Source organism: Arthrobacter sp. YA7-1 (assembly GCF_025960325.1).
GTDB lineage: Bacteria > Actinomycetota > Actinomycetes > Actinomycetales > Micrococcaceae > Arthrobacter > Arthrobacter bambusae_A.
Genome location: NZ_CP110114.1, coordinates 3,694,864 through 3,707,923, shown reverse-complemented (window position 1 = coordinate 3,707,923; position 13,060 = coordinate 3,694,864). Strand labels below are relative to the sequence as shown.

The 13,060-nt window shown below is 64.9% G+C and carries 10 protein-coding genes; 3 read left to right on the top strand and 7 right to left on the bottom strand.

From position 1 onward, the window contains the following. Positions 1-4: 4 nt before the first annotated feature. Complete coding sequence (locus tag OIT41_RS17315) at positions 5-2,614, bottom strand: bifunctional lysylphosphatidylglycerol flippase/synthetase MprF (RefSeq protein ID WP_264636962.1); 2,610 nt, start codon at positions 2,612-2,614, stop codon at positions 5-7. A 221-nt stretch (positions 2,615-2,835) separates the two neighbouring features. Here OIT41_RS17315 and OIT41_RS17310 point away from each other — a divergent pair, with 221 nt between their 5' ends. Then, complete coding sequence (locus tag OIT41_RS17310) at positions 2,836-3,684, top strand: SGNH/GDSL hydrolase family protein (RefSeq protein WP_264636961.1); 849 nt, start codon at positions 2,836-2,838, stop codon at positions 3,682-3,684. A gap of 74 nt (positions 3,685-3,758) precedes the next feature. Continuing rightward, entirely contained in the window at positions 3,759-4,004 is a 246-nt protein-coding gene (locus OIT41_RS17305; protein ID WP_241710297.1) for a hypothetical protein, read from the top strand. Positions 4,005-4,037: 33 nt separating this feature from the next. On the opposite strand, the gene OIT41_RS17300 is transcribed toward OIT41_RS17305, so the two are convergent. The 6 genes from OIT41_RS17300 to OIT41_RS17275 form a co-directional block, all read right to left on the bottom strand. Further along, positions 4,038-5,432: an AAA family ATPase gene (locus OIT41_RS17300; protein ID WP_264636960.1), complete on the bottom strand. Its 1,395-nt coding sequence runs from the start codon at positions 5,430-5,432 to the stop codon at positions 4,038-4,040. A 57-nt stretch (positions 5,433-5,489) separates the two neighbouring features. Then, positions 5,490-6,695: a serine hydrolase domain-containing protein gene (locus tag OIT41_RS17295; protein WP_264636959.1), complete on the bottom strand. Its 1,206-nt coding sequence runs from the start codon at positions 6,693-6,695 to the stop codon at positions 5,490-5,492. A 200-nt stretch (positions 6,696-6,895) separates the two neighbouring features. Further along, positions 6,896-7,708 carry a bifunctional allantoicase/(S)-ureidoglycine aminohydrolase gene (locus tag OIT41_RS17290; RefSeq protein ID WP_078107582.1) on the bottom strand — a complete coding sequence of 271 codons (813 nt, stop codon included), beginning with the start codon at positions 7,706-7,708 and terminating at the stop codon, positions 6,896-6,898. A gap of 10 nt (positions 7,709-7,718) precedes the next feature. Further along, positions 7,719-8,987, bottom strand: coding sequence for a DUF6986 family protein (locus OIT41_RS17285; protein ID WP_078107583.1), 1,269 nt, complete (start codon positions 8,985-8,987; stop codon positions 7,719-7,721). A 2-nt stretch (positions 8,988-8,989) separates the two neighbouring features. After that, positions 8,990-10,585: a malate synthase A gene (gene aceB, locus OIT41_RS17280; protein ID WP_241710300.1), complete on the bottom strand. Its 1,596-nt coding sequence runs from the start codon at positions 10,583-10,585 to the stop codon at positions 8,990-8,992. 14 nt (positions 10,586-10,599) lie between these two features. Next, entirely contained in the window at positions 10,600-12,024 is a 1,425-nt protein-coding gene (locus tag OIT41_RS17275; protein WP_078107585.1) for an NAD-dependent malic enzyme, read from the bottom strand. Positions 12,025-12,235: 211 nt separating this feature from the next. On the opposite strand from OIT41_RS17275, the gene OIT41_RS17270 reads away from it, so the two are divergent. Further along, entirely contained in the window at positions 12,236-12,991 is a 756-nt protein-coding gene (locus OIT41_RS17270) for an IclR family transcriptional regulator (protein WP_078107586.1), read from the top strand. The last annotated feature ends 69 nt before the right edge of the window (positions 12,992-13,060 follow it).

Below are 13,060 nucleotides of genomic sequence, written 5' to 3'. Positions count from 1 at the left end.
GGCTTCAGGAGCGGCCTTGAGCTGAGGTTCCGGCGCGCTTGGGCCAGCGGAAGATCCGGCCTGCCAAGGCAAGCCCGGCCCCGAGGTTGAGCATTGGCAGGTAGGCCCGCGCCACGGCGGTTCCAACGGCAGGCAGGGACGCGGCATCGGGGTAGAGCATGTAGAGGGGCTCGTACCGGGGCCGGAACTTTGCCTTGAACGCCAAGAGGGACCTGAACCCGTACACCGGTTCCAAAGTCGCCCCCAACCAGTCGAGCAAGCGGTCGAGGTTGCCCGGAGGCCGGGATCGGAGCCTCGGGCGTGGCATCTCGGAAGGATCCTCTTCGACCCGTGCCAAGGGCGCACCGGAAAGGCTCACGAATTCGCATCCTTCATCCTTGAGGCTGAGGGCCGCGGAAGCGATGAGGAATTCGATGCTGGCACGGAAGCCGCCGCTGCGTCGTCGCATGAAATCCAGGGTCCAGCCCACGATGTGCCCGTTGCGGTAAACGGGCAACCAGGAGGTGACGGCGTGAACGGTGTGGCGCTGGTCGATTGCGAGCAGGCAACGCACTTCGGGGTCGTCGAGCTCGTCGAGGCTGCCTAGGGTGAAGCCCATTTCGGGCATGTTCTTGTCAGCCACCCATTCTTCGGAGATTTCCTCGATCTGGACCTGGACGGAGAACGGCGCCGAGGCGTAACGCGTCCATTCGTAGCGGATGCCCGCCTTCGAGGCATTGTTCAACGCCGTGCGGATGTCCTGGAACTTCTTCCCCTTGAAGGACACCGAATGCAAAGGCAGGATCGTTTCCTGGGCTACTTGTGCCGAGCTCCAACCGGAGGCATCAGCGTGGTCGCGCAATTCCTGGGGTACGGAGTAGAAACACGGCGTCCACCCATTGCCCCTGCAATAGAGGACAAATTCGTCGAAGACGGCCTTCATCTCGGATTTGGGGCCCACCGGGCCGCCGAGCGTGAGGGCGACCCCCGTGCTGACCCGGTAGGCGACAAAGGACTGCCCGGACGCTGAGAACCAGTACATGTTTCCCGGCCAGGTGGTCATCCAGGACAGCGAGCTTCCCTCCCACGTCTTGATGACCTTCCGGGCACGCTCCGTACTGGCGTCGTGCCGGGTGTGGGACTGGTGGAGGAAAGTCCTGAAGATCAGGACACCCGCGACGGCCCAGAAGACGACCCCCACGCCCTCGTACACGAGAACGGCGGCCGTGCCCAGGGGGAAGATGGCCGGGGGCACGTCCAGGACGAAGCCCAGCGGAAGGAAGCGGTCAGGGACATCCGCCAGTAGGTCCGGCAGCCCCGGAACAGGGGAGAATTCCCGGGCAAGGAAGAGCCCGGCGCCCACATAGACAACACTGAGCACGGCCGCCATCGCGAGAACCCTGATGGCGAGGCGTCTGTAAGTCCCCTTCGGCGCCTTGACGTGAAACAGCTTCCGGGTTGCGAGCAGGATGATGGTCAACGCAAGGGGCAAAAGGAGGGGGAGTGCCAAGGTGAATGGCTGCGAGGAGGCCGAACCTTCGATTGCGACGATCCCCTCGCTCGCACCGGTGTCCGAAGTAGACGGCTGCAGGACTCCGGCGAGTGCAATTCCGGCCAGGACGGAAAGGCCCACCTGGATCACGAGCGTCCCCACCCATGCAAAGCGCCGTCCACGGCGGAGGCCCTCCGCAAGCAGGAGCAGGAGGAAGGACGGAAGGATGGCCATGAAGATCCCACCGGCGCCGGCGCGCAACTGCAGCTGTGCGACGGCACAGTCCTTCGCTTGCGCCGGATCCGAACAGAGGCTCTGGAGTGTCTGGGGATCGACAGGTTGGATGTTGGTAAACAGGAAACGCAGGATGGACAACGGTCCCACGGCATGCGGGATCAGGCCGGCGACCACCGGTCCGATCGCCGATGCGGCAATGAGCAGCGAGAGCAGCACCCGGCCTTCGTGCCGGGAACTGACCGGGCGCGCGAACCGCGGCCGACGGCCCATCAGGAATGGACCGAGAGCCATGCCCGCACCTGCGGCGCCGAGCCTGACCAGATCCGCAAAGCCTCCGCTGTACAGGGCCAGGAGAAGGAGCAGGGCGGAGACGACCAGCCGGATGCGGCGCCTCCACAGGGTTGGCACGGACGCAGTTCCCGCCATCGCCGTACCGATGATGAATGCACTCGGACCGAAGAAGAGGTGACTGCCTATCTCCTCGGTCCAGTTACCGAGCAGGCCCTGGGCCACAGCAAGGAATCCAAGGGCAATGCCGACGCCAAGAATCTGGCTGGAGACCGCAGCTATGGCGAACGCTCGCCGCCCCATTCGCCGTTCCAAAGGCACACCCAGCAGCAGCACCAACGCAGTATCCAGCACATAGCCCGTCAGATCCCTGGCCCAGGCGGCGGAAGCCACGATGGCCTCCCAGTGATCAGGCAAGGAGCGGGGGGTCAGGGCGACGTTGAGCCGCCACTGCGCGTCCGGTCCGGTGGCAAGACTTGAGGTCAGGACTCCCAATCCCCAGAAAACGATGACAAAGCCCAACGTGAGCTGCGCTGAGCGCAGCCTTCCCGTCCATGATCGCCGCAAGCGGACGTCCGGGACAGGTGGGGTTCCCGGCTTGGGCGCCGGTGCGTGCACGGGGTTCCTATCTGTGCGTCGGAAGGATGGGGGCGAAATGAAATTCTTCCACACCGGCCGTCCGACGAGGTTAATTCCGACGTCGCGGTGACCTTCCCGGTCCCGATCCAATAGACTCCGACGTAGGCAGGCCGGCGGCTCGCACCGTCACCCGCCTATGAGTAATGGAATGGTACTTCACCACCGCTAAACCGAACAGAAAGCAAGCCCGGTACAGGACGATGCACAAATCTCGCATATTCCGCTTCGCTGCATCCGTGATCGCCGCCGGAGTGCTCTTGGCCGGCTGTTCGCAAGCGGCCACCGTACCGTCCGACTCATCCGGCGGCAGGCAAACAGCGGCGCCGATTGCCCCCTCGGGGAGTCCGGCGGCAGCGGGCCAAGGTCCCAGGAAGGTTGATTCGGGGCAGGACCCGTCGAAGCTTCCCGTGGGGTCCTTGTACAAGAATCCCGGCGACAACCGGAACGAGATCATCCTCGCGGACGTCCGGCACACGGCCGTCCTGATTGGCGACTCACAGTCCCAGCCTGAAGGATCCTGGCCGCGGGCAGCCTTGGGCGCCATTGGCTACAAGGTGTACACAGTCGGTCGCGGCGGAACGGGTTTCGTGGCCGCCACGAGCACCACCGGCAACTATATCGATGCGTTGCAACGCGGAGACTGGGTACTGCCGTATGGGACGCCACCCCTGATCGTCCTCCAAGGCGGCGGCAACGATGCTTCCCGCAAAGTGAGCGATGAGCAGATCACGAGCAATGCCAACAGGCTCATTGCAGCCCTCAGGAAGAGGTATCCGCTGGCGAAGATTGCGATGATCGGAACCCTGGCAAGGGGTACCAACGCCGGCGGTGGCCGCCGTACGCAGGTTGACGCGCTACTGGGCACTATCGCGGCAAAGGCCGGAGCGACCTTCTTCAGCGTGGGCGATTGGATCACCAAATATCAGGTCGCCGGGGACCTGGTGGACGGCGTGCACCTGAATGCTGCCGGGCATGCCAAGCTCGCTGGTGTCCTGGCGGCAGACATGGCCGCGGCGGGACTTCGCTTGCCTGCGGATCCTGCCAACTGACCCGTCTCCACAGTCACGGACCTGCGCCAAGATTGACGCTGGCAGAACTTCGTGCGCCGGAGAACAATTGATCTATGGTCAGCTATTCAGCCCTTGAAGACGCGTCCAGCAAGAATCCGCATGACTGGGGCCGGGCGATGGCAACGGCGATGACGAAGCTCCTGGATGCGGCTCGGATTGACGGACGGCATTTTGAACACGAGTTCCTCTACGGCGAGGAACTGCGCCTGAGGATCGACGAGAACAACGGCGGAGCCACGGTCAAGCTCACGTGGACGCCCGCGGACCAAGAGCCCGAACAGGAGGGCAACCCCGGCTGAGCGCGCCCTTGGCGTACTGAGCTTGGGCGGCGGCTACTCCTTTGCGAGGGGCCCACGGTCGTCGCTTCCGAGCAGGCTCCGTGTGAGGGCTTCGCCATCGGCCATGAGCTGGCCCACCGCGTCGCCCAGGTGCGAATCGCCGGGAGCCTTGCCTGCCGCGGCGGCCGCTACCACCGAGCGTCGGATCAGTTCCTTGGCGAACGACGCCGTAGTGCCGGCTGTGTGGGCAGCGGCACCTTCGATCGCCGAAGGGGAGAACTGGAGTCCGCTCGAATACAGCTTCAATAGCTTCACCCGTTCGTGCTTGGACGGAAGGGGTATTTCAACCGCCAGGTCCACTCGTCCAGGCCGCTGGGAGAGTGCGCGTTCCAAAAGTTCCACGCGATTGGTGGTCAACACGAACGCGACGTCAGCGTCGTTGTCCAACCCGTCCATGGCGTCGAGCACTTCGAAAAGCAAAGGCCTGGGTCCGTGGCCGAAGCTGCGGTCCTCGGCGATCAGATCGCAGTCCTCCAGCACCACGATGGACGGCGCCAAGGCCCGGGCCATCTTGGCTGCCTCGGCAATCCTGGCGAGCGAACCGCCGGAGAGGAGTACCGCCGTCGTACCCTCGCTTTGGCTCAGCAGGTACCGGACCGTGTGTGTTTTACCGGTGCCCGGCGGCCCGTAGAGGAGGAGGCCGCGCTTGAGATGCTGTCCGTGCGCAGCCAAGATGGCCGATTGCCGGGCAATGCCCAGGGTGTGGCCCTCCACTTTGTCGAGGAGGCCGGCCGGAAGGACCACGTCGCTGCTGGCCAGCTCCGGGCGCCTGATGAAGGTCACCCCGCTGATGTTCGGCCCGTAATCGCTGACTGCGAGGGCGACGATCTGGCCTTTGAAAACACTCTGGCGTTCCATGTCGCGACGCACCTCCGCCAGAAGCCCGGATGCGACGGCAGGGCGGGTGGCCAGGACTTCGAGCGAGACAGTCTGCCGGTGTCGTTCCATCTTGGCCTCGCGCTGGAGAACTGCCACGGGCGAGCCGCCATAGTTGAAAAGCCACAGTCCCAGCGCCACGGCCTGGCGCTGGGAATCCGGCCCCGTGGCCAGGTTGGTGTAATCCGGCTGGGCGATGGGAAAGCGGGGATAGCTCCGGGACTGCTGGAGCATATCGCTGAAGGACATATGGTGGCGTTGATCGCCACCGCCGATGCCTACCAGCCGATAGTCCGGATCCCGGCCGGCAAGCCTTTCCATGACGATGTCCACATCCACCAACCGGTGCGGCGGGATCTCCTCCGCCACCACGGATAGTTCATGTGCGGGCACGCCGAGATGCCCGGTCAGCGCCTGCAGCAGCTGCTCGGCGTCGGACTGGTCCAATCCAGACTGGGCCAATCGGGTCAGTGTTGCGAAGTCCTCGATGAATTTCCCCAGATTCTCATCCATGGTCAGACCCTAGCAGGAGGGGAATTGCATGGTCAGGGGCGCCGGCATCGGAGTGAATCAGCAGAGTCCGTTCATCGCCGCGATGGCCACCTCCCGGAGCTGTTCGAACTCCGGCTGGCCGCTCCCGTCGGTCGACTCAAGGTGCTTTTCCGTGTCGGAGGGATAGGCGAAGCTCATCGCTATCTGGCGGCTCCCGTCGCTCGTGGACAACGCGATGCTCGCAAACCAGGTGCTGCCCCCATAGCCGTAGTAGAAACCGTTGGTGCATTCGTCATTCCAACGCTGCAGCCCGAGTCCGTGGTCCTCCTGCCACATGGTTTGCATGTCGCGGAGGGTGTCCGCCGTCAGGAGGCGGCCCTGCATGAGCGCTGCGTAGAACGTGTTGATGTCGCCCACCGTCGAGATGACCCCCTCTGCGGGGGAAGCGATGAGATACTCCGGCTGCGAGGCGTTGATGCGCTCGCCGTCGATGAATTCGTAGCTCTGGATCATGTCGCGGGCATCGCGATCCGGCTCGGCTGCCAGCGAGGTGTGGCTCATTCCCAGCGGCGCGAAGATGTCCGAATTCAGGACATCGCCGAGTGGTCGGCCGCGGAGCTTTTGCAGGATCGCGGCGAGGACGAAGTAGTTGGCATCCGAGTAACGGAAGAGCTGGAAGTTTGCGTTCGCCCACGGCACCGTCCCGGCCATCCGGAGATAGTCCTGGATGCTGAACCTCGTGTCGATGGCCTGTTTGGGCGGCATGGACTTCAAGATGGCTTCCGGCGCATCGGGCAGGCCGGAACTGTGGTTCAGAAGGGAGCGGATGGTGACGGGGCCAGGCGGATGGTCGAGCTGCTCGAATTCCGGGAAGTATTCCGTGACGGGGTCCTCAAGGCCAAGCTTTCCTTCCTGGACCAGCTTGAGCACCGAGACCGCCACCATCGACTGAGTGATGCCGCCGGCCTGGATCCGGTCGGTTACGGCCACGGGTTCGCCGGTTTCGACGTCTTGGCTTCCATAGGCCTGGGACCATTCCCGACCCCGGACTTTGATCTGGACGACGACGGCCGGCGCACCCCGGTTGAGCATTTCATGCGCGAAGAAATCCGCAACAGGGGACTCAGGAAGTGCCGCCTGCGAATCGGATAGCGAAGTGTCCGCCGGGGGTTCGCTTGTCAGGGGGTAGGTGCAAGCTCCGGACACCAAGGTCAAAGCCAGGACCGCGGCGACCCGCGCTCGCCGCGACGTCCGGGAAGTCCGAGAGGGCCGCGCAGCCTCCATGGCTGCCTCCTGAAGCAACGTTGCAGGGCAACGGCTGGGCGCCCTTGCCCCCTAGCTTCGATCGTCCTCTTCCCAATCGAGGGGGTCAACGCCGAGAACGCAGGTCCCCCCCAAACCCAACTGACTCGCAGTAGTTGTCGTTATGAGCGCTCATAACGACATTAACTGCGAGTCAGTTGGGGAAGCCGGAAGGACGAGTCCTAGGTCAGTTTGATCTGCCGGTTCATGTCCTTGTACAGCAAATAACGGAACTGGCCCGGACCGCCGGCGTAGCAGGCCTGCGGGCAGAAGGCGCGGAGCCACATGAAGTCGCCGGCTTCCACTTCCACCCAGTCATTGTTGAGCAGGTACATGGCTTTGCCCTCAAGCACGTAGAGGCCGTGCTCCATGACGTGGGTCTCCGGGAACGGGATGACCCCGCCCGGCTGGAACGTCACGATGTTCACCTGCATGTCGTGGGCCAAGTCGCTGGAATCCGTGAAGCGGGTGGTCTTCCAGGCGCCATCGGTGTCCGGCATCGCGGTGGGTTCCACCTCGGCATCACTCGTCACGAAGGACTTTGCCTCGTAACCTTCAAGCCGTTCGTAGGCCTTGCGGATCCATTGGAAGGAGACGATGTCGTCGGAGACGTTTTCCAGGCCCCAGGAGGCACCGGCGGCGAGGTAGGCATAACCGCCCTCCTCGAGCTCGTGCAGTTCGCCGTCGAGAGTCAGGTTGACCTTGCCCTTGGTGACGAAGACGACGCCTTCGACGCCTGCCTCGAACTCGGCCTTGGGAGCGCCGCCTCCCGGGCCGATCTCAACGATCAACTGGGAGAACGTGGTGGCGAATCCGGAAATGGGGCGGGCCAGGATCCAGGAACGGGTGTTGGAGAAACCCGGCAGGGTGCTGGTCACGATGTCGGTCATGACACCCTTGGGGATCACGGTGTAGGCCTCGGTGACGATGGCCCGTTCCGTGGTGAGGTGGGTCTGCGGCGGCAGCCCGCCCTGGGGGTAGTAGTACTTTCCCATTATTGGATCCTTACTTGGAGGTGGTGTGTGCGAGCCGCGGATGCGCCAGTGCAGTCAGCCGGGGGAGTTCGACGCCGGCAAGCGCCAGCACTTCTTCGGAACCCACCGCTCCGCATTGGACGCCGCGCAGGACGAAGGCGGCCAGGGCGCGGGCGGTGGCGGGTTCGTCCATGACGCCGCCTTCCGTACGCTCCACGTAGTTGCGGAGGCGGGCCGCGGCGGCAGGCAGGCCCTCGCGGTAGAAGGCGTACGTTGCCGCGAAGCGGCTCGGCAACTGGGCAGCGTGCAGGTCCCAGCCCTGGTAATAGCCGCGTTCAAGGGAGCGGCGGACCAAACGACCGTGCAGCTTCCACGCGTTTTCCACGTTGTCCCCCACAGGGATGATGTTGGTGGAGCCGTCGGAGAGCCGGATGCCCGTTCCCGCGACGGCCAGCTGCATGACTTCCTTGGCGAAATCGGCCACCGGGTGCTCCATGGACTGGTACTCCGCGGAGATCTGCAGCGAAGCGGAGTAGTCGTAGGTGCCGTAATGCAATGCGCTGATACGGCCCGGAACTGCGTGCGGAAGCCGGGCAACGGGGGAGGTCCCCTCCGGGCCGAGGATCAGCTGCGGCGTTTCCACCTGGACTTCGAAACGGAGCCGGCCCGCCGGAAGGGAGTGGATCTCTTCCAACCGGGACACTGCGAAGTCCATCGCCTGTACCTGGGCCACTGTGGTGACCTTCGGCAGTGTCAGGATAAGACCCTCGGGCAGTTCCCCGGCGGAGGCCAGCGTGGAGACGAACAGGTCAAGGGTCTTCAGGCCACGTGCCCGGGTGGGGGCCTCGAAGCATTTGAAGCGGATGCCGATGAACGGCGGGGCGGAACCCGCGGAAACGGCTTCGCTGACAGCCTGGGCCGCCGCTACGGCCGCGACGTCTTCCGCTTCGTCACCGCGGTCGCCGTAGCCGTCCTCGAAGTCGAGGCGCAAGTCCTCGATCGGTTCGCTGCGCAACTTGGCAGCCACACGGGTGGCGACGGCGGCAGCCAGTTCAGGCTCCTGGCCCAGAAGCGTGCCGAGCCTTTCGAGACCGCCGTGGGCCTCCGCCGTCGTGATCGCCTGGGCGCCCCATTCTGCGGAGAGCGACGGCGTGAAACGGTCCGCCGGGACGTACACGGTGTGCACGGGCTGGCGGGTGCCGTCGTCGCCAGGGTAGTTGCGTTCCAGCAGCTGGTCGGTCGCGGCCAGCTGGGAGTCTATCGCGGCGAGATCGGCCGCCGAGAAGGAGGATGCGGCCATTCCTACACCAGCTCGTAGGCGGGAGTGGTGAGGAAATCCGTGTAGTCCTCGGACAGGCAGATGTCCGCGATCAGGCGGCTGGCCGGCTCGTAGAACTTCCCGAAGGTCTCGGCGTCGACCTCGCTGCGCAGGCGGTCGGTCTCTTCGCCCAGGATCTTGGTCACCAGTTCGCGGGTGACCGTGTTGCCGGTGTCAGCCAGGACGGACTTGTTGCGGATCTGCTGCCACACCTGGGACCGGGAGATTTCCGCGGTGGCGGCGTCTTCCATGAGGTTGTGGATGGCAACGGCGCCGCTGCCGGAGAGCCACACGGCGGTGTACGCGACGGCGACATAGAGGTTCAAGCGAAGCCCCGCCTCGGTCACGTGGCCACCGGCGGAGGAAATGTCCAGCAGTTGCTCGGCGGTCACGGAAACCTCGGGTCGCTGCTTGTCCAGCTGGTTCGGCTTCTCGCCCAGCACCGAGTCGAACACTTCGCGGCACGTGGAGACGAGGTCCGGGTGGGCCACCCAGGAACCATCGAAGCCGTCGTTGGCCTCGCGGGTCTTGTCCGCGCGGACCTTCTCGAACGCCTGGGCAGTAACCTCGGGCTCGCGGCGGTTCGGGATGACGGCAGCCATGCCGCCCATGGCGAAAGCGCCGCGCTTGTGGCAGGTCTTGACCAGCAGTTCCGTGTAGGCGCGCATGAACGGGGCCGTCATGACCACGGACGCACGGTCCGGCAGGATGAAGGACTCGCCGGCGTCGCGGAAGTACTTCACGATGCTGAAAAGGTAGTCCCAACGGCCGGCGTTCAGGCCGGACGCGTGGTCCCGCAGTTCGTAGAGGAACTCGTCCATTTCGAAGGCGGCCGGGATGGTTTCGATCAGCATCGTGGCGCGGACGCTGCCCTGCGGGATGCCGAGGTAGTCCTGGGCGAAGACGAAGACGTCGTTCCACAGCCTGGCCTCGAGGTGGCTTTCCATCTTGGGCAGGTAGTAGTACGGGCCGTGGCCGTTGAGCAGGAGCTGCTTGGCCACGTGGAAGAAGTGCAGGCCGAAGTCCACCAGCGCACCCACGGTGGGTTCGCCGTCGAGCAGCAGGTGCCGTTCGTCCATGTGCCAGCCGCGGGGGCGGGCGACGACGACGGCGAGCGGCGCGTCCGTGCGGAGCCGGTATTCCTTGCCCTCCGGGGAGGTGTAGCTCAGGGTGCCCTGGGCGGCGTCGCGGAGGTTCAGGATGGCGTCGATGACGTTCGCCCAGGTCGGCGTGCTGGCGTCTTCGAGGTCGGCGAGCCATACCTTGGCGCCGGAGTTCAGGGCGTTGATGGCCATCTTGGCAGGGGAGGCCGGGCCGGTCATCTCGACCCGGCGGTCCTGCAATGCCTTGGGCGCTTCGGCGACCTTCCAGTCGCCGTCGCGGATGTCCTGCGTTTCGGGCAGGAAGTCGAGGCGGCCGGTACGGGCCACTTCTTCGCGCTTGGCGACGCGGGCCGCGAGGAGTTCGGTGCGGGTGCCCGCGAAACGGCGGTGCAGTTCCTCCACGAAGGCCAGCGCCTTGGGAGTCAGGATCTCCTCGGCTCGTTCGATCGGCCGGGGGTCTGTGACTGTGAGAGCCATGGGATGGTCCTTTCCTAGAGAGCGCTGGTGGCCTGCGTTTGCTGCTGCCGCGCGTTTGCCGCGTTGGCTGCATTGGCTACGGCTGCGGCGACGTCGGCTGCAACGTGGGGGTCGAAGACGCTGGGGATAATGTAGCTCGCATTCAGTTCATCATCTGCGACCCGGTTGGCGATAGCCTCTGCGGCGGCCACGAGCATTTCCGGGATGATGTCCGATGCTCCGGCGTCGAGCAGTCCGCGGAAGAAGCCCGGGAAGGCCAGCACGTTGTTGATCTGGTTGGGGAAGTCGCTCCGGCCGGTGGCGACCACGGCTGCGTGCTTGGACGCGATCACCGGGTCGATTTCCGGGGTCGGGTTGGCCATGGCGAACACGATTGCGTCCTCGGCCATGGAGGCGACCTGCTCTTCGCCGATCACGTGCGGTGCGCTGACGCCGATGAACACGTCGGCACCCTTGAGGGCTTCGTGCAGCGTGCCGGAGAAGCCGGCCTCGTTGGTGTTCGCCGCAATCCAGGAACGGTGCTCGTCGTCGTACTTTTCGCCTGAGTGGATAGCGCCGGAGCGGCCTGCGGCGACGATGTGCTGCGCGCCCTGGGCCTTGAGGAGCTGGATGATCGCCGAGCCGGCAGCGCCGACGCCGGAAACCACGATCTTGACCTCGGACAGCTTCTTGTCGACGACGCGCAATGCGTTGACGAGGGCCGCGAGGGTGACAATCGCGGTTCCGTGCTGGTCGTCGTGGAAGACGGGGATGTCCAGCTCGTCGCGGAGCCGCTTCTCGATTTCGAAGCAGCGCGGGGCTGCGATGTCTTCAAGGTTGATACCCCCGTAGACGGGGGCCATGGCCTTGGCGATCATGATGATTTCTTCAGTGTCCTGGGTGTCCAGGCAGACCGGCCACGCATCGACGTTGGCGAACTGCTTGAACAGTGCGGCCTTGCCCTCCATGACAGGCAGCGCCGCGGCAGGGCCGATGTTGCCCAGGCCAAGGACGGCCGAACCGTCGGTGAGGACGGCGATCGTGTTGCGCTTGACCGTCAGGTTGCGTGCAGCGGCCGGGTCCTCGGCGATGGCGAGGCAAACGCGTGCGACGCCGGGGGTGTAGGCGCGCGAAAGGTCGTCGCGGTTGCGCAGGGCCACCTTCGGGACGACCTCGAGCTTGCCGCCCAGGTGCATGAGGAAAGTGCGGTCCGAGACGTGCTGGACCGTGACGCCGTCGAGCGCGTTGAGGGCGTCCTTGACGCGGTTGGCGTGGTCTTCGTCCGTGGTGTTGCAGGTGACGTCGACAACCAGGGTGTCGTGGTGCGACTCGGTCACATCCAGTGCGGTGACGGCTGCGCCGGCAGCACCGACGGCTGCGGCCAGCTCGCTCGTAGCAGTGAAGCTCGACGGCGCGGCGACGCGCAGGGTGATCGAATTTCCGGGGCTCGGGTTCGCCATTGAATTTCCTCCTCGTACAAGGCCCGTGACGGGCCTCCGCTCAAACTGAATGTTTTCGTATTATGGATATTATTATCTACAAAGTGGAAACACAAGCCCCGTTTGGTGAGCGAGCATTCCGGCGTCGCGTGCTGTATCTTGAGTGTTCTAAGCAATTCTTTTCACGATGCGGATAAGAGTTGTCGGATTCCGAGCCATAGGAGACAACGGAATGGCTGAAAAGCCCTCGGGAGGCGTGCAGTCCGTCGAGCGCGTCTTCGAACTGCTGGAACTCATCACCGACGCCGGCGGAGACGTCACGTTGAGCGAACTGTCGTCGTCGACGGACCTGCCGCTCCCCACCATCCACCGCCTGCTGCGCACCTTGGTGTCCCTCGGCTACATCCGGCAGCTGCCCAATCGTCGTTACGCGCTGGGCCCCCGCCTCATCCGGCTTGGCGAAGGCGCCAACAAGCAACTCGGAGCCTTGGCCCGCCCCCAGCTGAAGTCCCTCGTGGACCGGCTCGGCGAAACGTCCAACATGGCCGTGCTGGATTCCGACATGGTCATCTACGTGGCCCAGGTTCCGTCGTTGCACTCGATGCGCATGTTCACCGAGGTGGGCCGCCGCGCCCACACGCACGACACCGGCGTCGGGAAGGCCATCCTGGCCCAGCTCGACGACGAGGTGGTCCGCGGGATCGTAGCCCGCACGGGCATGCCGACCCCCACGGCCAAGAGCATCGGGGACATCGACTCCCTGCTCGCCGATCTCGACCGGATCCGCGAACGAGGCTACTCGATCGACGAAGAAGAGCAGGAGATCGGCGTCCGTTGCTTCGCGATGGCCGTCCCCAATGCTCCGACGCCCACCGCCATTTCCGTGTCCGGACCGGTGTCCCGCGTGGACCAGCACTTTGCCGACCGTGCCGTGCCGCTCCTGCGCGAGGCCGCCCTCGCGATCTCGGCCGAGCTGAACCAGAACTAACCCGTCCCGGACGCTCGCTCGCTCACCTATGTGGGGGTTCGGGCGGACGCTCGCTCACCTACGCTCGTT